The organism is Ruegeria sp. CDSC068, from assembly GCF_059610545.1.
Genome location: NZ_JBXWNV010000006.1, coordinates 241,288 through 262,652 on the forward strand (window position 1 = coordinate 241,288; position 21,365 = coordinate 262,652).

Sequence of the window (21,365 nt, forward strand, 5' to 3'; positions counted from 1 at the left end):
TCTCCTCCCAAGGTAACTGAAAAAAACACTATGCAAATTGCTGGAACTATACTAGCATTTTTTGATACAAAACGTCTCAATAATTGCGATCAGGGAGGTAAGCAATGGAGATCGGTAAGAAACTAAGCGGTGTCTCACGGCGGGATTTTTTTCGTGTGGCCGGGCGTTATGGCATGAGCTCAACGCTGCTGGCAGCGGGTGGCTTTGGTGGCGCGATGAGTTTGGCCAATTTGGCGCAAGCCGCAGAATCAACTTATGAAAAACGGTTTTCGAAAGAACCTAAACACACGCTGAAATTCGGTGCTTCGGGCTTCAATACACGCAACCTGCTGATCGAACGGGCAGGGGCCATCGAATTTGCCCGAGATCTGGAAGAACGCACTGACGGTGAGATTCGGATCGAGTTCATTGGCGACAACCAGATCTGCGGACAACTGAGCTGTGTTGAGAAGACTCAGCAGGGAATCGTCGACATCTATGCGGCGTCGACCCAGAACTCTGCGGGCGGTGCGCCATATCTGAACGTGCTGGACTATGCCTATATGTTCCCCAGCAGGGCGGCGCAGTATCATTTCTTCTACAGCCCCGACAGCCAGCGCATTCTGCGAGACCCGCTTGAAAAACGTCACGGGTTGAAATTCCTGTTCACACACTGCGAACTACGCGGCCTGCAGATGGGCTCGACCTTCTCTGACAAGCCGACAGTCACCAAGCTGGAAGAGCTGTTTGGGACGAAGAACCGTGTAACGGGGACGCAGCTTGGCCGGATCGCCATGCAGCTGCTGAACCTGAATCCCGTGCCGGTGGCATGGGAAGAAACATTGGACGCGCTGAAGACGGGCCTGATCGACGGAGCGGAAACTTGGGCATCAGCCGTTGCCTACGCAAACATGGCTCCGGTCGTCTCGCAATCCGTCAATCTCAAATTCTTCTGCGGTACTGAACATACGTCAATGTCGGCCAAAGTGTTTGACGGTCTTGGCGGTGAACTTCAGGACGCGGTTATGGAATCGTCCTATTTCACGCAGGCCCTTATTCAGGGTGCAAACGAAGCTGCACTGCTGAACACGGTTGGTTTCTCGGAACCACAGCTGCCTAACACCATCTTTGCGGAAAACGGTGTACGTGCAGCATTCCTGCCGGACGATCAGATCAAACTGGCCGAGGAAATGTGTGCGCCGAACTTTAATCCTGAACCCTGGGCGCAGTGGCGCGAGCGGCTGAACAAATGGGCCGGTGGTATCGACACCTATCAGGAAATCTACGACATCGCGCGGCAGATCCCAGCAGACACACTGCCCGAAAACGTTGAGCCCCGCCGTTGGTGGAAAGGCGCGGCCTGATCTAACATTTCGAACCGGCCCCTCGGGGCCGGTTTCTCTAAACACCGACTGGGAGGACGGGGTTCATGTCACTATGGGCAGATATCGGGGCAATTTTCAGCGCCTTGCTCACTCGCGATTCATTCGAAATCCAATCCGCATTGGAATCTGACGCCGCCTGGGTTGTCGGTACTTTTGCCGCCGCGCTCGGCGGTTTTCTTGTAATGCTGATCTATCGCAAAGTGCCCTTTGTTGAACGCCACTTCGAACGGTCGATCATGGTCTATTCCTACCTTGCCATTGCGCTGATCATCTTCTGGGGTGTGATTGACCGCTTTGTCTTTAACGATCAGGAACCCTGGTCTACCACCATTCCTCCGCTTCTGTTCATGATAATGGCCTGGTTTGGTGCGTCCTATAATGTCCGCCTGCGCACGCATCTTAGCTTCAGCGAGTTTCGCACCGCGATGCCGCGCGGCGGTCAACTGGCCTGTCTGTTTCTGGATGCCATTTTGTGGTTCATCTTTGCGGTCATCGTGATCGTGACCACAACACGCCTCGTTGCGCTGTCAGCCTCGAACTTTCAGATCGTGCTTGGGACAGACAACATCATGCAGTGGTGGTTTCTGTTGGCCGCGCCTGTGTCCTTCTTTTTGATGGTCGGTCGCGTGTTTCAAAACCTTGCTGACGATCTGCACAATTGGAAAACCGGAGAGCCGCTGATCAAGCAGGCCGTGATAGGGGCAGACTGATGACAGACGGAACTTTAGTTACACTTATTTCGCTGGGCGTGACGTTTCTGTTCATGTTGGGCGTGCCGGTGCTGCTGGTCATCGGATACTGGGTGATCGGATGCTCATTCGTTCTGGGGCTGACACTCGACAATATGGGTGCAGAGCTACTGAACGTGTTCAACAAAGGCTTCGCCTTGTTGGCGATGCCGCTGTTCATCCTGACCGGCGACCTGATCAACAAATCGGGGATCGCGCGGCGGTTGAGTGATTTTGCCTATTCCTGTTTAGGCTGGATACGCGGCGGGCTGGCTATGGCATCGCTTGGGGCGTGTGGATTGTTTGCCGCGATTTCCGGGTCGAACTCTGCAACGACCGCAACCATCGGTTCAATGCTGCACCCTGAGATGGTCAAAGGCGGCTATGACGAACGCTTTAGCGCGGCCACGGCCGCGGCGGGCGGTACGGTTGGGATCATCATTCCTCCATCCATCATCTTCATCGTCTACGGGTTCTTGATGAACCTGCCCATTTCCGAGCTGTTCGTCGCCGGTATCATACCTGGTGCGCTTATGGTTTTTGGTATGCAATTCGCATGCTGGATCATCTGTCGGATTAATGGGTGGGGGCACCTGATTCCGCTGCAACTGAACCGGATTCTCAAAACGGCATTTGGTGCGTGGCTCGGCTTTTTCGCCATCGGCCTCGTGCTATGGGGCATCTATACCGGCAAGTTCTCACCGACCGAGGCGGCGGGTGTAACCGTTGGTTTCTGTGTCATCGCGGGCTTGGTCAGCTATCCGATCAACCGGATCATGGGCGCGCGGGATAATATTTCGCCCACAGACAAAAGCTTTGCCGAAATGCTGGTTGTCGAAGGCTTCACAATCCCTGAGATCCCCTCGATCGTGATCCGCTCGGCTCAGATCACGGGTATCCTTGCGCCGCTGATTGCGATCTCGGTGGTCATGCAGCAAATTCTGTCGCTGCTTGGAGCACAACAAACGATCGGAGATTTCGTGACCTCAATGGGTGGGTATTACGCGGTTCTGTTCACATCGATGGTCATCGTCTTTTTCTCAGGCATGGTTCTGGAAAGCTTGCCGGTGACGATTATCCTAGCGCCGATCCTCGCACCGATTGCTGCGTCCGTAGGGGTCGACCCGATCCATTTTTCGGTGATTTTCCTTGTAGGTGCCTCGATTGGGTTCATCACGCCACCATATGGTCTGAACCTCTATGTTGCGTCAGGTGTGACAGGTGTGCCGTACTTCCGGCTGCTGCGCTATACGGTGCCTTACCTTGTGGCGTTGCTGTCTGTGTGGATTTTGGTCTCTCTGGTGCCTGATCTGGCCTTGATCTTGTTGCCAAACAACTAGAGTTTAGCGGGATGGCAAACGCAGACACGCGAGAGAAAGAATCCCAAATCCCGACGAACCTGCGTTTGCTGTTGATCCTTGAAGAGGTTGCAAAGCGTGGGGTCGCAGTCAAACCGTCAGACCTGATTGAATCATTGGGTTTGGCGAAACCGACAGTCCATCGCCTGCTTCTAACGGCTGAGGCCGAAGGGTTCCTTCAACGTGATCTGGATGGCCGATCCTATGGTCCCGGGCCACGTTTGCGGCAACTGTCGGTGAACACGGTCTCGTCGGAGCACCTTCGAACGGCCCGCCTTGCGATCCTTCGGGGCATCGCCGATGAAATTGGCGAGACCTGCAACCTCGCCATCCCGGATCGGGAAGGAATGATTTATCTGGACCGGGTAGAAACGAAATGGCCCCTGAGGATCCAATTGCCGATTGGCACTCAGGTTCCGTTTCATTGCACGGCCAGCGGCAAGATGTATCTGTCCACGCTTCGTGAGAACACGTTGGACGGGTTTCTGTCCGCTCGTAAGCTGAACGCGAACACTAAGAAAACAATAACTGACCCAGAAGCTCTGCGCGCCGAAATCATGAACATCGCGCAAAGAGGGTATTCAACGGACGACGAAGAATTCATGCCCGGGATGACCGCCGTAGCTGTCCCTGTTCTGGATGAGCACGAAAGGCTTGTGGCTACGTTGTCTGTTCACGCGCCGACCCAGCGTCACGAATTGGACAGTTTGATGCAGTTCCTTTCGCTTTTGCAGTTTGGAGCGACCAAAATATCGGGATTGCTGGCGTCATAGATAAGCGTCGGGACTTAGTCTTTCTGTGGGTCCCAATCTATACTGATTGTTGTTCTGTTCATCCCACCTTTGGCTCGACCAATCAGACGTCCACGCCCTCCCCTTTGGTCACTATTCCCCGGTTGGGTCAGAGTAGTTTCTTGGAAGCTGCTTTAGCGCATGACCCTTGGGGCAGATGCATTGAACGTTCTCTGCATCTCATTCGACGTCGGTTCGGGTTCATGTTCCGTCGTGTGCCCGGAATTGTAGAATACTGGTATGCGCGGAGTGATCTGGCGCTTATATCCCGATGTTCGACGCGTTGAGGCCCGAATGCCGTCTAGCGCGGAGGCTTTGCCGTTGAAGCTTCCATCAGTATTCCAAAAATATCAGAGCTGAACACGCACGAACACAACCCGTTTGGACGAAGACGTTTTGGTTCACTTAAAGATGCCTTCCAGCCAAGCTTCAAAACGCTGTTTGGCCACTGCATCCGCTTTTGAGTTTTGCCCCGTAATCAAGTAGTGGCTCTGTTCTATTGGAACTGCTTCACCAACTATGGCGACCTTTCTTCCGGTCTCAATGGCGGTTTTGGCAAACCTCTCGATAACGATCGCATTGCCGCCACCTGCGGCCACGATGTCCACCGCGGCAATGGTCGTGTCGACCACTAAGGTCGATGCGTATTGGGTTTGTTGAACCCCGGTTGCGGTAAAATACCGTTCCCACATTTGTTGGAATCCCAGAATGTGAATGAGCGGCTGTTGTTGCAGATCTTTGGTGGAAGGGGCTTTTCCCCCAGATATCTTGGTGGAAATACGGACGATCCGTTCAGTGGATATTTTCCGAGCTGGGATATCAGTCCACTCACCACTTCCCACACGCAACTCGACATCGACATTTTCACGGCCTGCGGATTCAGCCCAAATGTTCGAGACCAGCTTTATGGATATATCGGGGTGGATCCGCAAAAACTCGGGCAACCTGTGAGCGAGAAACAAGGTCGCCGTGGATATTGGTGCACGCACGACCAGATCGTGCTTCTGGTTTGATCCGAACAGGCTGATCGTTGACAGATCGATGTCTCTTAGGGCTTGCCGCACAGAAAAAGCATATGCCTGGCCAACTTCGGTCAGGGTTAGGTTGCGTGCGGCGCGATAGAACAAAGGGCAGCCAAGTTGCGCTTCCAGCGAGCGGACATGCAGGCTGAGCGCCGATTGAGTGATACCCAGCTCTGCCGCGGCGGCAGTAAAGCTCAGATGCCGCGCGGCGCATTCAAAGGACCGAAGCCAGATAGGGTTAGGAGATTGCGGCATTCGTAGCACCAAAAATTTTCGCTGATACCTGCCGGTTTTATTCGTTTTACACAATGCCATCAACGTTTGTACTTTTTGCGAAGCAACATCTTTGCCGATCATCCGGCGGGAAATGAAACAGGGAACCACACGCATGAAAGTTGGATTTATTGGTCTTGGAAATGTCGGCGGGAAACTCAGTGGCAGTTTGCTGCGGAACGGCATTGATCTAACGGTGCATGACCTCAACCCCGAGCTTGTGGATGATTTCGTTTCGCGCGGGGCAACCCGGGGGGAGAGCCCGGCCCAACTGATGCGTGATTGCGATGCTGTTATCACTTGTCTGCCATCGCCCGCTGCCTCGGATGCCGTCATGCAACAGATGCTGTCCGAGGTGAAGCCGGGCAAAATCTGGATGGAGATGTCCACCACTGACGAAGCCGAGGTCAAGCGCTTGGGCGCAATGGTGATGGACGCAGGAGGCGCAGCCGTGGATTGCCCGGTATCGGGCGGATGCCACCGTGCGGCGACGGGCAATATCTCGATCTTTGCGGGCTGCGACCGTGCCACGTTTGATCGCATCGCGCCTTTCCTGAAAACCATGGGTCGACGCATTCTGCACACTGGCGATCTGGGCTCGGCTTCGGTTTTGAAAGTGGTGACGAACTATCTGGCTACGGCCAATCTTGTCACTTGCTGCGAAGCGCTTGTCACCGCCAAGGCGGCCGGTATGGACCTCAACACGACTTATGAGGCGATGAAGATTAGCTCCGGAACGTCATTCGTACATGAAACCGAAAGTCAGGTGATCCTGAACGGTAGCCGGGACATTTCTTTCACCATGGATCTGGTCAAAAAGGATGCCGGTCTGTTCCAGCAGGTGGCTGACCGTCACAATGTGCCGCTGGAAATCTCGCCTATGTTGGTTCAGATCTTTGAGGACGGCATCGAACGCTATGGCGAGCGTTGTTTTTCGCCCAACATCATCAAACGTCTGGAAGAGGCCACCGGTCTGGACATTCTCGCCCCCGGTTTCCCGCCGGAAATGACGGATGAGGAGCCGGAAGAACCCGGTTACGAGGTGATCCCGCAAGGCTCTGAACGCAAAGCCGCTGAATAAAAAAGGACAGCGGTTTTGAAACGGATCTATACTTTTGGTGGGCATCCGGCGACGCGTAACTTGACGGTGGCGGATATCAAGGCAGGCAAGGGCAGGCGTAAATTCGTGCAGACGACCGCCGTGAGCCGCACCGAGGCTGCTGCGGCTCAGGCCGCGGGCATTGATCATCTATCAATCGTCGATCACGATCTGGCCGAAGTACGCGCCGGTGCGCCTGACACGTTCACCACTGCCGCGTTGATGGCCGGCGATTATGAGACCCACCAGGACATCCTGCGTGCCGGTATACGTGCGGCAACCGCCGGGGCAGACGCGGTTTACACATTGCGCAGTCTCAAAGCCGTGGAACTGCTGGCCGACGAAGGGTTGGCCGTTCAGGGTCATCTGGGCCTGGTGCCCCGCCTGTCCACCCAGATCGGCGGATTGCGTGCCTATGGGCGCACCGCGAATGAAGCAATGCAGCTGGCCGAGGATCTGCGACGGTTGGAAGACGCTGGTGCTTATGCAGTCGAGTTGGAATGTGTCGCCGACGAGGCGATTGCAGAGATCAGCCCGCGTACCGGACTGATCACCCACTCAATCGGTTCTGGCGGGGCTGCCGATGTGATCTTCCTTTTCCAGGAAGACGCTTGCGGCGACACCCCAAACCCTCCGCGACATGCCAAAGCCTTTGCCGATATGGCAGGTGCCCGTACCAAACTGGAGGCCGAAAGGATGAAGGGTCTGACCGCCTGTCGTACCGCGGTTCTGGACGGTAGTTATCCCGACACTGCGACGAGCATCGGCATGAAGCCCGGTGAGCATGAAAAACTACGTGAAGCGCTGGACAAGCGCCGCCCGTTTCACGAGTAGGCCCCACGATGACTTGCCGTCCGTCACGGAAATACCCGTATGAGCCGCCTCCGGCCTCATCCTGATCAAAAAAGGTACATTTGCTCAGGAAAGGACACCCCGTGACGACTGCAGATACGAACGCTCGGAAAACAGCTCATACCTCCGAAGATCCCGCCCCCATGAGCCGCGAATGGCACTGGCACCCGGAACTTCCGGTAAAGCACGCCCCCTATTGGCACTGGCCACCCAAATTCGGCGTCATGGGGAAATGGGCCTGGCAGAACTGGCTGCAACTTTCGGATCGTTCGATCTATCTTGCGCTGGCTTTTCTGGTGGCGTTCTGGTTGCAGCCCGTCGGATCCGATCAGGCCATTTTTGCCATTGGCTGGATGTCATGGGTGTTCATTCGCAACTGGGTGTTGCTATTGGTCGTCGCCGGTGGGCTGCATATGTGGTTTTACGGTGTCGACGGGCAAGGTAAGTTGCTGAAATACGACCCCCGACCGTACATGAAGCGCAAGAATGCGCTGTATAAATTCGGCTATCAGACCTGGGACAACATCTACTACTCGATGGTCTTTGGTGCGACCATCTTGTCGATATTTGAATGCTTCCTGCGCTGGATGTACGCTAACAATTATATCGGCACGCTTAGCTTTGTTGCGCATCCTGTGTGGTTCATTCTGCTATTCCCGATATTGGCGCTTTGGCAAAGCTTTCACTTTTATGCCGTTCATCTATTTCTGCATCAGCCGTTCATATACAGGCACGTACACGCCGTGCACCACCGCAACGTCAACACCGGCCCCTGGTCCGGCATGTCGATGCATCCGGTCGAATCCTTCGGGTATCTCAGTGCTATTCTGATCGTGCTGATCTTACCCAGCCATCCCGTTCACATGATTTTCCTCGGCTACTGGCTGATGCTGGGCGCAGCGTCGTCTCACTCTGGATACGAAGCGATTTGGGCGCGCGATCGTCAGGCTTTGCTGATAGGTGCATTTTTCCACCAGCTTCATCATCGCTATTACGAGTGCAATTATGGCAATGCCGAAATGCCCTGGGATAAGTGGTTCGGAACATATCATGATGGTGCCGAGGACGCCACAAAGCGTACTCGGAACCGTAAGCGTGAAATGCACGCTAGCGGCAGATAACCAAAGCTCCAAATACTGAAGTTCGTTTGCAATGCGTTGGTCGGATTGGGCTCACTTTCGGGCACTTCCGTCGGGAAGGCTTCGCTAAAATAGGGCTGAAAAAATTGTCCCTATTCAAAGAGATAGAAGCGCTTTGCCGTGCTGTGGAAAACATCGTCCTGGTTTGATGCCGGGACGAGTTCCTGGTGCCTGGAAACTACTTCTTTGTAAGTTGAACTGAGGCTGTCGACCGGAAAATTCGACCCGAACATGCAACGGTCGGCACCAAACTGTGACAGGCAGGTTGCAACGATTGGTGAGACGCTTTCAGCGCTCCAGTTATGATCAAACATTCCGAGGCCGGAGAGCTTGCAACAGACTTGAGGGAGGTTTGATAACGTTTTTAACCCGTCCGCCCATCTCCGCAAGCCTTGTGCGGTTCGGTCGTGGGGGGACCCTGCATGGCAAAGAGCAATCCGGGTTTCTGAGGCCTGCGACAACACATCTGCGGTCATTTCCATTAACTCAGGCAGCAGTTGAAGATCGAAGGATAGCCCGCGTGAGCCCAGTTGCTTTAGACCAGCCAAGAACTTTGGATCTTCAAGCAGCGTATTTGTGCCGGTGATTGCATCCTCGCCCGGAGCGCGGCCGATGATCTGACGAACGCCGCGTACAGACGGCAGGGTTTGAAGGCGGTCGAGTTGTTTGTCCAGATCATCAGCGGTCAAATCGCAGAAGGCCACTTGCACCAACGGCCAGTCCGGGAACTGGTCGGCCACTGATTGCACCCATTGCGCTTCGGCCCAGGGGTCAGCCGCGCCCACCTGAACATGTACCGAAGCGCCGAAACCCTCGGCTTCGGCGTCTGCGCGAAATTCCGGCAGCAAGTAGTTTCGTTGGATGGGGGAAGGGTCGCCAAAGAAACGCGCGACGCCCTTTTCCATGAGCCAGGGATAGGTAACGGCAGAAAGGTCCCACAGGTGGTGATGCGCATCTATCCTCATGGCGTTTCGACCGCTGTGGTTCGGGCCAGAATGTCGACGCCTTGCCCATTCCAGAAGTGCAGCAAGTCGATGAAGACCCAGTTTTCCGCCAGTTTGTCACCCGCGCGGCGATAGATATCGATCACCCTGAATTCGCCGGGTTTACCAGTTGCGGGCATACCCATGAACCCGCCGGACGGAGTGGCCGTGAAATTGGGCCAGCCAAAGAACCCGCCATAATGCCCCTCGGCCATGCGGCAGACATGATTGGTTTTAGATCGGTCTGAGAAGGCGGCCCGGAACGGTCCAGAGTGTTGTTTTGCATAACGTTCTATCGTGTAGGTCGCGCCGATCCCTTCGGGTCCCCACCAGATCATGTCTTGATGCCAGGTTTGGGCCAATTCATCCTCAAGCGACAACCCACTGTCCCATTGCCCGAGATCCGAGATCATCGCATTGATGATCGCCAGGGTCTTTTCGCCTTCTTCAGCAGGTTGTCCGTTCAGCAGCAGGCCGTCATGGGGTCTTGGTCCGGGTTGCACCAAATGCGCCGCGGTTTGCGGAGGGAACGGATTCTGCCCGGCTTGCACCATCAGGTGCGGTATGTCGAAATACATCGCTGTTTCGACAATCCTGTCACCGGCGACCTTGTAGAACGCGCAATAGCGCAGGAATGCCAGCTTGCCAGTTGGGCGAATGCCCAGCCACGGACGGTCGAACAGCCCCATCAAATGCCCCATAGATACGACCCAAACGTCGGCCTCGTCCCGCAGCGAGTTTTGCCCAGCAAACAGGATATCTACACGGTTCTGCTGGCGGGTCAGGCTGCTCTTTAGTGGTTGCCAGAACTGCCGGGCAACCTGTTCGGCGCCATTGATTTCGTTGAATGGGTGAAAGCCGCGCCACTTCAGTTCTGGGGCGCAGTATTGGCTCATTACCTTCGGGATTTCTTGTTCTGTCGCGGAATCCAACGTGGTGTGAAACGCAGAGACGAGTTTTTTTTCTGTCTGAAAGGTCACGGTATTTGCCATTGTGATCAAAGTTTTACGAGAGGCGCGAAGCCGGGTTGAGTCGGGTATTTGCGTCAGTTTTGCATACGTATGCAAAAAAGTCTTGCCTGAATTGACGTATGCGAATTACAGTTTTGCAAACGTATGCAAAATGATTCCTTGCAGGGGGCACCATGGCGGAAATTCAATTGCGGAACGTCGGCAAGCGATGGGGCTCATTCGTTGGGGTTCACAATTTCGACCTGACCATTGCTGATCGCGAGTTTCTGGTCCTGCTTGGCCCCTCGGGCTGCGGTAAGACCACCACAATGCGGATGATCGCAGGGCTTGAGGATGTGACCGAGGGTGAAATCCTGGTCGATGGCAATGTGATCAACGATCTGGAGCCGAAGGACCGCGACGTTGCGATGGTGTTCCAGAGCTACGCGCTTTATCCCAACATGAACGTCTATGAGAACATCCGCTTTCCGCTGAAGGTGCGCGGTATCGACCCGTCGACCCACGACGAGAAGGTACGCCGCGCCAGCGCGATGGTAGAGTTGGACGATTTTCTGCATCGCAAACCCGCCGAGCTCTCAGGTGGTCAGCGACAGCGAGTGGCGCTCGCCCGTGCCATTGTGCGCGAACCAAACGTGTTCCTGATGGACGAGCCGCTGTCGAATCTTGACGCCAAACTGCGGGTCTCCACCCGGGCGCAGATCAAGAACCTCAGTCACGAGCTGGCGGTGACGACGATCTATGTGACCCATGACCAGATCGAAGCGATGACACTGGCCGACCGCGTTGTGGTGATGAAACAGGGCGTGGTGCAGCAGGTTGGCAGCCCCACGGAAATCTATGACATGCCGGCAAACACGTTTGTGGCCAGCTTCATTGGTTCACCCGCGATGAATTTAATGGATGGCAACGTTTCAGGTGGAATGTTCCGTGCCGAACACGTCGAAATCCCAGTGGATGCCCCAGACGGTCCTATGACGCTGGGCTTCCGCGCCGAGGATGCCAGCCTTGCCGAAGGGCAGGGCCAGATCACAGCGCCGATCTACACGCTGGAATTGCTGGGCGACGCGACCATGATCTCGGTCCGGGTCGGCGGTGCTCTGGTGTCGGTTAAAGCCGATAAAGCCTACCGCGCCGAGATTGGCGAGACAGTCTCGTTCTCGGTGCCGAAAGAAATCTGTCACCTCTTTGAAGCTGAAAGCGGTGCGCGGATTGGGGACCACCCCCACAAACAGCCCAAACGGGCTTAACACCGGTCCGGACGTCGACGACGGACCGATCCTGACAGGGAGAAACGCATGAAACTCAAGACGATCCTTATGGCAGGTGCCATGTCCATCGCCGCCACCGGCGCATGGGCGGAATGCGCCTTCGAAAACGACGTGCCACTGAAGTCGCTGTCCGCCGGGTTTGAAGCCTGGAAAGCGGTCACCGATGCGATGGCGGAATGCGGCAACTTCAGTGCTTCGCTGGACCAGGAATTCCGTGAAAAGCAACCCGAAGCCTTTGCTGCCGATCCAGCGCTTTATCAGATCGGCGGTGTTTCGAACGCAACTCTGGTCCCCTTGCTGAACGCGGGGACGATCCGCCCTCTGGACGATCTGGTTGAAAAATATGGCCAGGATTTGCTGCCCAACCAGTTGATCAAAGTGGACGGACAAACCATGGCCATCGCGATGATGGTGAATGCGCAGCACCTGATGTATCGCGACGATGTTCTGGCTGAACTGGGCATCGAAGAGCCCAAGACATATGGCGATGTTCTTTCCGCAGCTGCCAAGATTAAGGAAGCCGGCGTGATGGATTATCCCATTGGTGGGACGTTCAAGACCGGTTGGAATCTCGGTCAGGAATTCGTCAACATGTATTTGGGCGAGGGCGGTTCGTTCTTTGGTGACGGCAACATGCCTGCAATCAATAACGAGCAAGGCGTAGCAGCGCTTGAGACATTGAAGGCCATGACCGAGTATATGGACCCGGAATACCTGGTCTCTGACTCGACCTATGTGCAACAGCAGTTCCAGCAGGGCAAGATCGCGATGGCGAACCTGTGGGCCAGCCGTGCCGCTGCGATGAACGATGAGGCCGAAAGCCAGGTCGTTGGCAAGGTGACCATGGCCGCGGCTCCAATGGGATCGGCGGTTCCGGCGACCACAATCTGGTGGGACGGTATTGTTCTGGCTTCGAACATGAGCGACGAAGAAGCGGATGCTGCCTTCCGCGTCGCACTTGAGGGCATGGACACCGATACGGTCAGTGCGAACAACGATGTCGCGGTATGGCTGAGCACGGCCTATTCGGCAGGTCCTTTGGCTGCAGGTGCTGCAGCGTCCGCTGAAGGCGGTGCCAAGGCTTACCCGGCTTCCGGTCCTATGGGCATCATGCACACCTCTTTGGGTAACGGACTGGCCGACTACCTGACCGGTGCCAAAGACGCGCAGACGACTCTGGCCGATATCGAGGCAGACTACGTCACTGCCGCGAAAGAAGCGGGTCTGATCAGCAACTGATCCTCCCTAGGGAGGGCTATGGCCCTCCCATCCCTTTCCCCCGAGAACCATTAGAAAGGCAGAGCCATGAATTTCCGGACATTTGCTGCTTTTGTCGGTCCCTCTGTCTTTATGATGCTTCTCTTCATCGCGTTCCCGCTGGTCAGCGTGTTCAAGCAGAGTTTCTATATCACCCAGCCGATCTATGAGACGGTTGAAAAAGAAACCTGTACCCCTGGTTTCCTGACCCAGACCTGTGTGACCGAAAAGGTGTCGCAGCCAAAGCTGGATGAGCATGGTGAGATCATCACGCAAACCCAGTATGTGGGGTTGCAAAGCTATCGCAATGTTCTGGAACCTGACCGCGCATGGCGCGCCATAAGTGACGGCAGCTGGCATGTGCTGTCGACGATCAATTTCTGGAAGGCCCTGCGGTTCACGCTGACGTTTACTTTGATCACTCTGCCGCTGGTGGTCGGTTGCGGGTTAGGGATCGCGATCCTGATAAACAATGCTGCGCGTTCTATCCGCGGTCCGGTGATATTCGTCTCTCTACTACCTTTCATCATCACGCCGGTGATCGGAGTTCTGTCAATCAATTGGCTGTTTCGCGGCGACGGTATCCTGACTGCGATGATGGAATGGTGGCTGAACCGTGACATAGCCCTGTTCGCGCAGGCTTGGACGATTGAAGTCCTGATGATGATCTACCGCGTCTGGCACGTGGCGCCCTTTGCGGCCATCATCTTTTACGCCGGTCTTCAAACGGTCAATCAGGACAGTCTGGAAAGCGCGGTTATTGACGGGGCGACCCGCTGGCAGCGGCTGAAATACATCGTCATTCCGCATCTGATGCCGCTAATCATATTTGTATCGATGATCCACCTAATGGACAGCTACCGCGTGTTCGAAGAAATCGTTGGCTTCTCAAGCCAGGGCTATGTGATCTCGCTACAGTGGTTGACGTTTGACTACCTGACGCCGGATCAGGCGGGCAACCGGTCGATCAGCCGTGCCTCGGCCAACTCGATGCTGACCATGATTGGCGTTGTCATCCTGCTTATCCTTCCGCTGCGCCGCACATGGCGCGATCATAAAGGAGGTCACTGACATGTCCTCGCGCGCGCTTCGCCAACCGCTCAGCCTGCGGCTGACCTCGAACATCTTTCTGGCGCTTTGGTGCCTGATTGCGGCCTTCCCGATCTTCTGGATCGTGGTGATGAGCTTCAAATCGCCAGTCGATGCATTCGACAGTAACGCGCTGAACGTGATTTTTGGTCCGGCCACTCTGGGGGTTGGCAAGGGTCTGTCGCTGCTGGACATCATTCTGGGTGTTGCGGTGGTCTGGGCGACGATAATCATCGCCACCAAAACACTGCCTTCGATGGTAACATCTTACTCGAAACCCGGGCAGGAATGGTTCGGCTGGGTCATTGGCGTACTGGTCGTTTTGGTGGGCTTTCTCTTAGTGTTCTTTGTTGTCCTGCCTGCCGTTCTAAATGTACTGAACCCGTGGTTCGGGCCCTTGGGTCGGGACGTGCTTGGCCTGACCACGGAACACTACAAGACCGTCTGGATTGACCGGGGCTTTTCGAACAACTTCAAGAATTCGCTGATTGTGACAACAGGCGTGGTGACAGTCTCGCTGACAGTCGGCACGTTGGCGGGATATGGTCTGGCACGGTCTGGATCGACTTTGGCTTTCTGGATCCTAATTGTCGCCTTGGTGTTCCGGGCCCTGCCGCATTCGGTGCTGGTGGCTGGTTATCTGCCGGTTTTCATCAACTCGGCTGAATGGCTGGCCCCGATCCTGGGTGAAAACGCACCAACGCTTTACGGCAAGCCATTTGCGGTGATCGCCGTTCTGGTCGCGATCAATCAGCCATTCACGATCTGGATGCTGCGTTCGTTCTTTCAGAATATCCCGGCAGAGCTGGATGAGGCCGCCCGCGTTGATGGTTGCAGCCATTTTCAGGCCTTCCGCCGTGTGATCATGCCGGTAATGTGGCCGGGGGTGATCACCACAGGCCTGTTCAGTTTCCTGCTGGCGTATAACGACTTTCTTGTCACCGCGTTGCTGCTGGACGCGCAGAACCAGACGATGGTTCCTGCCATCGTCGGCATGTTCAACCGCGAGACGACTACAACCGACCAAGTGGTCGCGGTTGCCGCCGCCGTGTCGATCACTGCGCCGCTGATCTTCCTTGTTCTGATCTTCCAGCGCCAGATCGTCAGCGGTCTGACAGCCGGAGCGGTCAAAGGCTGATGAGCAACCATGCACGCCATAACGCCATGTCGCGCCACCCGGCGCTGAACAGGATGCCGAGGGACTTTCTGAGTATAGGGGCTGCGATCCCCAAACTCTCTCTCTGGCAACCTGAAAGGACATAGACATGAAAGGTTCCCGTCCCGAACAAGCGGTTCTGACCCGCGACACGGACATGAGCAAAACCGAAGACACGCGCCGCGTGATCGAAACCATGGTGGATGGTCTGAACGATCACCGCATTGAAGACATCGGAGAATTCTTCACCCAAGGCTTCCGCTGGATGGGCAATCAAGGCTGTGGCACCAAAACCGGCTTGAAAGAGTTTCAGGAAAACTGGCAGCGCCCGTTTCAAGCGGCGTTTTCGGACAAGACCTGCATCGATGAGGCCCGTCTTTACATGGGCGAATGGGCAGCAGCCTTCGGTCGTCAGGAAGCAACCCATACGGGTGAGTTTCTGGGCATCGCCCCCACCGGCAAGCGTGTCGAAATCCGTTATATGGACTTCTGGAAAGTGGTCGACGGAAAGATTGTCGATAACTGGGTCAATGTCGATTTTGCCCACGTTGCGGCCCAACTAGGCGTCGACCTGTTCAACGGCCAAGGCTGGGAAGCATTTGACCGGGGTGAGAAATGTCCACCCCGGCCCGAAAACTGAGGATTGGAAACATGGCAATCGAGTATCTTAAACGCGGCAAATCCGATGCGGACCGGGCTGAAGATGATGCCAAGACCCGCGCCGTGGTTGAGGCGACGCTGAAAGACATTGAAACCCGCGGTGATGCTGCGGTGCGTGAGTTGAGTGAGAAGTTCGATAACTACTCGCCAGCCTCATTCCGCCTGAGCCAGCAGGAAATCGATGACTTGATCGGTCAATTGACCGATAGGGAACTGGCCGACATTAAATTCGCTCAGGAACAGGTGCGAAACTTTGCGCAGGCTCAGCGGGATTCAATGCTGGACATTGAGGTCGAAACCCTTCCGGGCGTGATCCTTGGCCATAAGAACATCCCCGTACAATCGGTCGGATGTTACGTCCCTGGCGGTAAGTTCCCAATGGTGGCCTCGGCCCACATGTCCGTGGCCACGGCTTCGGTCGCGGGTGTACCTCGGATCATTGCCTGCACGCCTCCGTTCAAAGGCAAGCCAAACCCAGCAGTGATTGCGGCCATGCATTTGGGTGGCGCGCATGAGATCTACGTTATGGGTGGCATACAGGCCATTGGTGCGATGGCTTTGGGCACCGAGACGATTGATCCCGTTCACATGCTGGTTGGTCCCGGCAACGCCTTTGTTGCCGAAGCCAAGCGCCAGTTGTTCGGGCGCGTCGGCATTGATCTGTTCGCGGGGCCCACCGAAACCATGGTGATCGCGGATGAGACCGCGGCAGACGCCGAGCTATGCGCAACTGACCTGTTGGGACAGGCCGAACACGGATACAACAGCCCCTGCGTGTTGCTGACAAACTCTGAAAAGCTTGCCAATGAGACGCTTTCCGAGGTGGACCGCCTTTTGGGCATCCTGCCGACTGCAGACACCGCGAAAGTGTCCTGGGATGAATATGGCGAGGTGATCGTCTGCGACACGTATGACGAGATGCTGCAGGTTGCCGATGATATCGCCTCGGAACATGTGCAGGTGATGACGGATCGTGACGACTGGTTCCTTGAGAATATGACCTGCTACGGCGCGTTGTTCCTTGGTCCGCGCACCAACGTGTCAAACGGGGACAAGGTGATTGGTACGAACCACACCCTGCCAACGAAGAAGGCCGGGCGCTATACTGGTGGGCTTTGGGTCGGGAAGTACCTGAAAACGCACAGTTATCAGAAAGTTCTGACCAACGAGGCGGCGACACTAATCGGCGAATACGGCTCGCGCCTGTGCATGTTGGAAGGTTTTGTAGGCCACGCAGAACAGTGCAACGTCCGCGTGCGTCGCTATGGTGGCATCAATGTGCCCTATGGCGAACCCGCGCCGTATCGGGATGCCGCTGAATGAGTGACAGGCATACACAGCATAAGGCCCTGATCGCTCCGCTGAGGGCCGCGATGTATGATTTTTCCGAGGCCAGTGTTCGCGCGGCACTGGCCGAGGTAACGGCCTCGGACGCCGTTTTCCACCTATGCCATCCCTTTGGCGACAGCATTGGCAGCGACGCTTTCTATGACCGCGCCTATAAAGACCTGTTGACGGCCTGGCCCGATCTGGAACGCCGCGACTACATTGTCATGGCCGGCCCGGATGAACATGGTTCGGACTGGGTCGGGTGCGGCGGCTACTACACGGGCACATTCACCGGCCCATGGCTGGACATCCCACCGACTGGTAATCAGGTTACTATGCGGTTCCACGAATTTTACCGTTTCGAAAACGGTAAAATCGCGGAAATACAGGCCCTTTGGGATATCCCCGAGGTGATGATGCAGGCAAATGCCTGGCCGATGGCACCCAGCCTTGGACGCGAATGGCATGTGCCGGGCCCGGCCACGCAGGACGGGTTCGTTCCCGGTCCGTATGGTGAGGCAAAGGGCAAAGAGACCTGTCAGCACATCATCGATATGTTGGAGCACCTCAAGAAACACCCCAAACAGGGTGGCCCCGAGGTGATGGAGATGGAACGGTTCTGGCATCCGCGCATGAACTGGTACGGGCCGTCGGGCATTGGAACCGGGCGTGGCTATGCGGGCTTTCGCAATTGGCACCAAATTCCGTTCCTGAGCGGAATGCCGGATCGTGGGCAGTTCGTGGACGACATCACCTACCACTTTTTCGGTGATGGCGAATACGCGGCTGTGACCGGCTGGCCCAATATGATCCAGACCGTCACTGATGACGGTTGGATGGGCATTGCGCCCTCGGGCAAGAAAATCACCATGCGTAGCCTCGATTTCTGGCGGCTGGAAAACGGGCGCATTCGTGAAAACTGGGTGCTGGTCGATCTTCTGGATGCTTATCGCCAGCTAGGCGTTGACGTCTTCGCCCGTCTACGGGAATTCAACAAAGCGCGAAACATAGGGCGCATTGAAATACCGGATGGAATGAGCTGATGACTGAACTGCCACGCACCCCTTCGTTTTACCTGACAGGAAAGACCGCCCTGGTGACAGGTGCCTCTTCAGGCATCGGGCAGGGCTGTGCCGTGGCGCTGGCCGAGGCGGGCGCGCATGTCGTCTGTGCGGCCAGAGGCGAGGACCGGTTGAATGATACGGTGGCTGCTCTGCAGGGGCAGGGCTGGTCAGCCGAAGCGCTTGTGCTGGACCAGGGCGATCTGGGAAAGCTGAAACAGCTTTTCGAAACGCGAAACTTCGAGGTCGTGGTGAACTCGGCCGGGGTCGCCCGTCATAGCCCCGCAATTGAAACGACACCCGAAGACTTCGATGTCGTTACCGGCGTCAACTTGCGTTCCGCCTACTTCCTTTCCGCCTATGCTGCGCGTGCCTTGATCGATGCTGGCAAGCCAGGGTCCATAATTCATGTCTCCAGTCAAATGGGCCATGTGGGCGGCGTAGACAGGGCGCTTTACTGTGCAACCAAGCATGGGCTCGAAGGTATGGTCAAATCCATGGCCATCGAATGGGGCAAGCAGGGCATTCGGATCAACACGGTCTGCCCGACGTTCATTCGAACGCCGTTGACCCAGTCCACTTTCGACAACCCCGAACGCGCCGCGTGGATCATGGAGAAGATCAAGCTGGATCGCGTGGGCGAGGTCGAGGATATCATGGGTGCGGTACGCTACCTTGCCTCGGATGCCTCAGCGCTGGTTACAGGCACTTCGATGTTGATTGACGGAGGTTGGACGGCAGACTGATGGCTGAGAAAGTAACATCACTTCAGGTCGCCCAGCTTGCAGGTGTAAGTCAGTCAGCGGTTAGCCGCGTCTTCACGCCCGGTGCCTCGGTCAGCAAGAAGACGGAAGAGAAAGTGCGCAAAGCCGCGACCGAACTTGGCTATCGCCCCAATGTGTTGGCGCGCGCGATGGTGTCGGGCAAAAGCCGCATCATTGGTTTGGTCGTCGCCTATCTGGACAACTATTTCTATCCCGAAGCGCTTGAGAAGTTGTCGAACGAGTTGCAGGAGCAGGGGTATCACGTCCTGATCTTCATGGCCTCCAGAACCGCCGGAAACATTGACGACGTTATGGAGGAAATTCTTGATTATCAGGTTGATGGCGTGATCCTGGCCTCGGTCGCGATGTCGTCCGATATCGCAACACGGTGCCAACAAGCTGGTGTGCCGGTCGTACTGTTCAACCGTAGTCAGGATATCGACGGGATCACCTCGGTGACCTCTGACAATTATTCCGGCGGTCGCAAGGTCGCCGAGTTCTTTGTTGCCGCAGGCCACAGTCGCATCGCTTACATTGCCGGTTGGCAGGGTGCCTCAACCCAGCGAGACCGCGAGGCCGGTTTTCGCGCCGCACTCGGTGATGCAGGTCAGGATTTGTACGCCTACGAAATCGGAGAGTTCCTGACCGAAAATGCGCGATTGGCCGCGCGCCGCATGTTTGACGTTGAACCGCAAAAACGACCCGACGCGGTGTTCGTCGCCAATGACCATATGGCGCTTGCCGTGATGGACGTCATTCGGTTTGAACTCGGAATGCGTATACCAGAAGACGTTTCTATCGTTGGATACGATGACGTACCGCAGGCCGGATGGCTTGCCTATAACCTCACCACCATTCGTCAACGCGCCAACCTGATGGTTGCGGAAACCGTTGATGCCTTGTTGGACCATATTGAAAACCCGGCAGTTGCCGCAGCCCGCAAGGTTGCGATTGATGGACCGTTGATCGTGCGCACTTCGGCACGGCTGCCCAAAGGCTGGACCCCGCAAAGGATGAAAACATGAAAGGCTTTGATCCCAAGTTCCGGGATTTTCCCGACTATATCATCGGAATTACCAAAGAGATCTGGGAAGACCGGGGCATCGCAACCCTGCACGAGTATTACAGCGAAGAAATCGTCGTTCGCTCACCCGGTTCGGTGGTTTTGGGAAATCAGAATGTGATCGGCGCCACGATGGCGACCCTGGCCGAGTTTCCGGATCGGCAGTTGATGGGCGAAGATGTGATCTGGTCGGGCACGCCGGAAGAGGGCATGCTGAGCTCTCACCGCATCCTTTCCACGGCCACGCATCTGGCCGAGGGGGTTTACGGCAAACCTTCGGGTACAAAACTATGCTATCGAATTCTGGCCGACTGCCACGCCATCGACAACCAGATCAACGACGAATGGTTGATCCGCGATCAGGGCGCGATTGTGCGGCAGATGGGCTGGGACCCAAAGGAATACGCCGCTGATCTGATTGCGCGCGAGGGCGGTAAGGACAGCTGTGTCAAACCTCTGACCCCCGAGATTGACCAGCCCGGCCCCTACAAGGGACGCGGCAACGATAATGAGTGGGGGCAGCGATATGCCGATATCCTGACCCGGATTATGAGTGCCGATATGGGCACAATCGTGGCCGAATATGACCGTGCGGTGCAGTCTGAATATGTGGGCGGCGTCACGGGGCACGGCCGGGATGCAGTCGACCGTTTCTGGATGGGGCTGCGGGCAAGTTTCCCGAATGCCGAATTCAAGATTGAACACCAGATCGGGCGCGACGACCCGGATATGCCGCCGCGATCAGCAATTCGCTGGAGCCTTTGGGGCAAGCATGATGGCTGGGGCATGTTCGGGGCGCCAACGGGGGCACAGGTTTATGTCCTCGGGATCAGCCATGCCGAGTTTGGCGCACTGATTGCGGGGCAGCCGCAGTTGCGCCGTGAATATACTCTGTTCGATGAAACCTCGGTCTGGAAGCAGATCCTGTTGCAGAGCGGAGAGGTCTGAGTGGCCCGTCCGGTCGCATATCGTATCCTTGCAGGTGGTCTGCGTGAAACCGGAGCCCGTCGACGTTTCCATATGTTCCGCCAAAGCCTGCGGGCGCGGCGACTGAATCTGCGCCCGCCAGGGGAGTGAGCGCCTGTGCCGCCAGAGCACACAAGCTTGCATTCCTGAAAACAAAATATCGGATCATACG

General features: G+C 56.1%; 20 protein-coding genes and 1 pseudogene. 17 read left to right on the forward strand and 4 right to left on the reverse strand.

The features are described from left to right. Positions 1–104 precede the first annotated feature (104 nt). The 4 genes from AC2FID_RS14340 (at position 105) to AC2FID_RS14355 (ending at position 4,223) form a co-directional block, all read left to right on the forward strand. Positions 105–1,343 (forward strand): TRAP transporter substrate-binding protein, encoded by a 1,239-nt coding sequence (locus tag AC2FID_RS14340; RefSeq protein ID WP_058273422.1) that lies wholly within the window; start codon positions 105–107, stop codon positions 1,341–1,343. 65 nt (positions 1,344–1,408) lie between these two features. Further along, positions 1,409–2,074 (forward strand): TRAP transporter small permease, encoded by a 666-nt coding sequence (locus tag AC2FID_RS14345; protein ID WP_496837389.1) that lies wholly within the window; start codon positions 1,409–1,411, stop codon positions 2,072–2,074. Next, positions 2,074–3,432 carry a TRAP transporter large permease gene (locus AC2FID_RS14350; protein ID WP_058276698.1) on the forward strand — a complete coding sequence of 453 codons (1,359 nt, stop codon included), beginning with the start codon at positions 2,074–2,076 and terminating at the stop codon, positions 3,430–3,432. The genes AC2FID_RS14345 and AC2FID_RS14350 overlap by 1 nt, the downstream gene beginning before the upstream one ends. Positions 3,433–3,443: 11 nt before the next feature. Next, on the forward strand, positions 3,444–4,223 hold the full coding sequence (locus tag AC2FID_RS14355) for an IclR family transcriptional regulator (RefSeq protein ID WP_496837391.1): 780 nt from the start codon (positions 3,444–3,446) through the stop codon (positions 4,221–4,223). A 123-nt stretch (positions 4,224–4,346) separates the two neighbouring features. On the opposite strand, the pseudogene AC2FID_RS14360 reads toward AC2FID_RS14355, so the two are convergent. Together AC2FID_RS14360 and AC2FID_RS14365 are read right to left on the reverse strand one after the other, a co-directional pair. Then, positions 4,347–4,501 (reverse strand): annotated as a pseudogene (locus AC2FID_RS14360) (IS5/IS1182 family transposase); the annotation flags it as partial. Between the two features lie 141 nt (positions 4,502–4,642). Further along, entirely contained in the window at positions 4,643–5,620 is a 978-nt protein-coding gene (locus AC2FID_RS14365) for a LysR family transcriptional regulator (protein ID WP_496837393.1), read from the reverse strand. A gap of 10 nt (positions 5,621–5,630) precedes the next feature. Here AC2FID_RS14365 and AC2FID_RS14370 point away from each other — a divergent pair, with 10 nt between their 5' ends. The 3 genes from AC2FID_RS14370 to AC2FID_RS14380 all read left to right on the forward strand — a co-directional run bounded on the left by AC2FID_RS14370 (position 5,631) and on the right by AC2FID_RS14380 (position 8,608). Next, positions 5,631–6,617, forward strand: coding sequence for an NAD(P)-dependent oxidoreductase (locus tag AC2FID_RS14370; protein ID WP_496837394.1), 987 nt, complete (start codon positions 5,631–5,633; stop codon positions 6,615–6,617). Between the two features lie 15 nt (positions 6,618–6,632). Then, positions 6,633–7,469 (forward strand): 3-methyl-2-oxobutanoate hydroxymethyltransferase, encoded by an 837-nt coding sequence (locus tag AC2FID_RS14375; protein ID WP_496756274.1) that lies wholly within the window; start codon positions 6,633–6,635, stop codon positions 7,467–7,469. 101 nt (positions 7,470–7,570) lie between these two features. Then, a complete protein-coding gene (locus tag AC2FID_RS14380) occupies positions 7,571–8,608 on the forward strand; it encodes a sterol desaturase family protein (protein ID WP_496756272.1) in 1,038 nt (345 codons plus the stop codon). 110 nt (positions 8,609–8,718) lie between these two features. On the opposite strand, the gene AC2FID_RS14385 is transcribed toward AC2FID_RS14380, so the two are convergent. Both AC2FID_RS14385 and AC2FID_RS14390 read right to left on the reverse strand, forming a co-directional pair. Then, on the reverse strand, positions 8,719–9,591 hold the full coding sequence (locus AC2FID_RS14385) for an amidohydrolase family protein (RefSeq protein ID WP_496756269.1): 873 nt from the start codon (positions 9,589–9,591) through the stop codon (positions 8,719–8,721). Continuing rightward, positions 9,588–10,601, reverse strand: a complete 1,014-nt coding sequence (locus tag AC2FID_RS14390; RefSeq protein WP_496837397.1) for a nuclear transport factor 2 family protein — start codon at positions 10,599–10,601, stop codon at positions 9,588–9,590. The genes AC2FID_RS14385 and AC2FID_RS14390 overlap by 4 nt, the downstream gene beginning before the upstream one ends. 152 nt (positions 10,602–10,753) lie before the next feature. Here AC2FID_RS14390 and AC2FID_RS14395 point away from each other — a divergent pair, with 152 nt between their 5' ends. The 10 genes from AC2FID_RS14395 to AC2FID_RS14440 all read left to right on the forward strand — a co-directional run bounded on the left by AC2FID_RS14395 (position 10,754) and on the right by AC2FID_RS14440 (position 21,175). Beyond that, entirely contained in the window at positions 10,754–11,827 is a 1,074-nt protein-coding gene (locus AC2FID_RS14395) for an ABC transporter ATP-binding protein (protein ID WP_496837399.1), read from the forward strand. 48 nt (positions 11,828–11,875) lie between these two features. Continuing rightward, positions 11,876–13,087 (forward strand): ABC transporter substrate-binding protein, encoded by a 1,212-nt coding sequence (locus tag AC2FID_RS14400; protein ID WP_108859138.1) that lies wholly within the window; start codon positions 11,876–11,878, stop codon positions 13,085–13,087. Positions 13,088–13,153: 66 nt separating this feature from the next. Next, positions 13,154–14,176 (forward strand): carbohydrate ABC transporter permease, encoded by a 1,023-nt coding sequence (locus AC2FID_RS14405; RefSeq protein ID WP_058273413.1) that lies wholly within the window; start codon positions 13,154–13,156, stop codon positions 14,174–14,176. A 1-nt stretch (position 14,177) separates the two neighbouring features. Further along, positions 14,178–15,332: a carbohydrate ABC transporter permease gene (locus AC2FID_RS14410; RefSeq protein ID WP_496756263.1), complete on the forward strand. Its 1,155-nt coding sequence runs from the start codon at positions 14,178–14,180 to the stop codon at positions 15,330–15,332. Between the two features lie 127 nt (positions 15,333–15,459). After that, a complete protein-coding gene (locus AC2FID_RS14415) occupies positions 15,460–15,990 on the forward strand; it encodes an ester cyclase (RefSeq protein ID WP_496837402.1) in 531 nt (176 codons plus the stop codon). Positions 15,991–16,001: 11 nt separating this feature from the next. Next, positions 16,002–17,333, forward strand: coding sequence for a histidinol dehydrogenase (hisD, locus tag AC2FID_RS14420; protein ID WP_496737666.1), 1,332 nt, complete (start codon positions 16,002–16,004; stop codon positions 17,331–17,333). Further along, positions 17,330–18,382 carry an ester cyclase gene (locus AC2FID_RS14425; protein ID WP_496837404.1) on the forward strand — a complete coding sequence of 351 codons (1,053 nt, stop codon included), beginning with the start codon at positions 17,330–17,332 and terminating at the stop codon, positions 18,380–18,382. The genes hisD and AC2FID_RS14425 overlap by 4 nt, the downstream gene beginning before the upstream one ends. After that, positions 18,382–19,146, forward strand: coding sequence for an SDR family NAD(P)-dependent oxidoreductase (locus AC2FID_RS14430; protein WP_496837406.1), 765 nt, complete (start codon positions 18,382–18,384; stop codon positions 19,144–19,146). The genes AC2FID_RS14425 and AC2FID_RS14430 overlap by 1 nt, the downstream gene beginning before the upstream one ends. Beyond that, positions 19,146–20,189 (forward strand): LacI family DNA-binding transcriptional regulator, encoded by a 1,044-nt coding sequence (locus tag AC2FID_RS14435; protein WP_496837408.1) that lies wholly within the window; start codon positions 19,146–19,148, stop codon positions 20,187–20,189. Before AC2FID_RS14430 ends, AC2FID_RS14435 begins: the two co-directional genes overlap by 1 nt. Then, the gene (locus tag AC2FID_RS14440) at positions 20,186–21,175 is read left to right on the forward strand and encodes a nuclear transport factor 2 family protein (RefSeq protein WP_496837409.1); all 990 of its coding nucleotides are present in this window, start codon (positions 20,186–20,188) and stop codon (positions 21,173–21,175) included. The genes AC2FID_RS14435 and AC2FID_RS14440 overlap by 4 nt, the downstream gene beginning before the upstream one ends. Positions 21,176–21,365: the final 190 nt, after the last annotated feature.

What these genes read in the sequence shown, in the direction of transcription:
- AC2FID_RS14340 (WP_058273422.1), top strand. Translation starts at nt 105, where the DNA reads ATGGAGATCGGTAAGAAACTAAGCGGTGTCTCACGGCGGGATTTTTTT.
- AC2FID_RS14370 (WP_496837394.1), top strand. Translation starts at nt 5,631, where the DNA reads ATGAAACAGGGAACCACACGCATGAAAGTTGGATTTATTGGTCTTGGA.
- AC2FID_RS14390 (WP_496837397.1), bottom strand. Translation starts at nt 10,601, where the DNA reads ATGGCAAATACCGTGACCTTTCAGACAGAAAAAAAACTCGTCTCTGCG.
- AC2FID_RS14440 (WP_496837409.1), top strand. Translation starts at nt 20,186, where the DNA reads ATGAAAGGCTTTGATCCCAAGTTCCGGGATTTTCCCGACTATATCATC.
- AC2FID_RS14385 (WP_496756269.1), bottom strand. Translation starts at nt 9,591, where the DNA reads ATGAGGATAGATGCGCATCACCACCTGTGGGACCTTTCTGCCGTTACC.
- AC2FID_RS14365 (WP_496837393.1), bottom strand. Translation starts at nt 5,620, where the DNA reads ATGATCGGCAAAGATGTTGCTTCGCAAAAAGTACAAACGTTGATGGCA.
- hisD (WP_496737666.1), top strand. Translation starts at nt 16,002, where the DNA reads ATGGCAATCGAGTATCTTAAACGCGGCAAATCCGATGCGGACCGGGCT.
- AC2FID_RS14435 (WP_496837408.1), top strand. Translation starts at nt 19,146, where the DNA reads ATGGCTGAGAAAGTAACATCACTTCAGGTCGCCCAGCTTGCAGGTGTA.
- AC2FID_RS14405 (WP_058273413.1), top strand. Translation starts at nt 13,154, where the DNA reads ATGAATTTCCGGACATTTGCTGCTTTTGTCGGTCCCTCTGTCTTTATG.
- AC2FID_RS14425 (WP_496837404.1), top strand. Translation starts at nt 17,330, where the DNA reads ATGAGTGACAGGCATACACAGCATAAGGCCCTGATCGCTCCGCTGAGG.
- AC2FID_RS14350 (WP_058276698.1), top strand. Translation starts at nt 2,074, where the DNA reads ATGACAGACGGAACTTTAGTTACACTTATTTCGCTGGGCGTGACGTTT.
- AC2FID_RS14400 (WP_108859138.1), top strand. Translation starts at nt 11,876, where the DNA reads ATGAAACTCAAGACGATCCTTATGGCAGGTGCCATGTCCATCGCCGCC.
- AC2FID_RS14415 (WP_496837402.1), top strand. Translation starts at nt 15,460, where the DNA reads ATGAAAGGTTCCCGTCCCGAACAAGCGGTTCTGACCCGCGACACGGAC.
- AC2FID_RS14430 (WP_496837406.1), top strand. Translation starts at nt 18,382, where the DNA reads ATGACTGAACTGCCACGCACCCCTTCGTTTTACCTGACAGGAAAGACC.
- AC2FID_RS14410 (WP_496756263.1), top strand. Translation starts at nt 14,178, where the DNA reads ATGTCCTCGCGCGCGCTTCGCCAACCGCTCAGCCTGCGGCTGACCTCG.
- AC2FID_RS14355 (WP_496837391.1), top strand. Translation starts at nt 3,444, where the DNA reads ATGGCAAACGCAGACACGCGAGAGAAAGAATCCCAAATCCCGACGAAC.
- AC2FID_RS14345 (WP_496837389.1), top strand. Translation starts at nt 1,409, where the DNA reads ATGTCACTATGGGCAGATATCGGGGCAATTTTCAGCGCCTTGCTCACT.
- AC2FID_RS14395 (WP_496837399.1), top strand. Translation starts at nt 10,754, where the DNA reads ATGGCGGAAATTCAATTGCGGAACGTCGGCAAGCGATGGGGCTCATTC.